Source organism: Vibrio sp. 1288 (assembly GCF_033344475.1).
Window position 1 is genome coordinate 1 of the sequence record NZ_JAWPOX010000473.1, and the last position, 725, is coordinate 725.

The following is a 725-nucleotide window of genomic DNA, read 5'->3' on the forward strand; positions in this document are numbered from 1 at the left end:
GAACCTGAATGAACGTCATGACCTTTAAGTAGTTCAAGCATCATAAGCATCGCTTGGCGGCCAATTTCATAACGAGGTTGAGAAATGGTCGTTAACGGTGGATCGCAGTATTGAGCAAAGTTGATATCATCGAAACCAACCACCGACAGATCTTGTGGAACACGCAGACCGAGTCGTTTCGCTTCTTGGATTGCGCCGATTGCCATGGTGTCACAGTGGCAGAAAATCGCAGTTGGTGGCTCTGGAAGTTCTAGCAACTTACGTACAGCTTTCGCGCCGCCGTCAAAAGAAAACTCAGTGATAACGCTGTATTGTGGGTCTTTACTGATCCCCGCGCGACGCAAGGCTTGTTGATAACCTTGCTGGCGGAACTGACACAACACCGCTGTGTCTGGCCCTGAAATTTGTGCTATGCGTTTATGGCCAAGCTGAGTTAGGTAATTGACCGCTTCAAAAGCAGACGTTAGGTTGTCAATGTGCACGGTTGGTAATTCTAGCTCTGGCGCAAACTCACAAGCCATGACCATTGGTGGCAGGTTTTTCTGTTCTGGCTTGCTGACATCAAATGGCAGGTCGGTGCCAAGCAGTAACATGCCATCGGCTTGTTTGGTGAACACTAGATTCACAAACGAGCTTTCACGTTTTTTCTGCTGGCCGCTGTCACCGAGCAGTACGAGGTAGCCATGTTCCATAGCTGCGTCTTCGATACCACGAATGATTTCAGA

The 725-nt window shown here is 48.8% G+C and carries 1 protein-coding gene; it reads right to left on the bottom strand.

Features of this window, described 5'->3' with window-relative positions:
* Positions 1-725, bottom strand: a 725-nt coding sequence (gene cytR, locus R8O11_RS27465; protein WP_318194907.1) for a DNA-binding transcriptional regulator CytR, incomplete at both ends; no start/stop codon positions are given.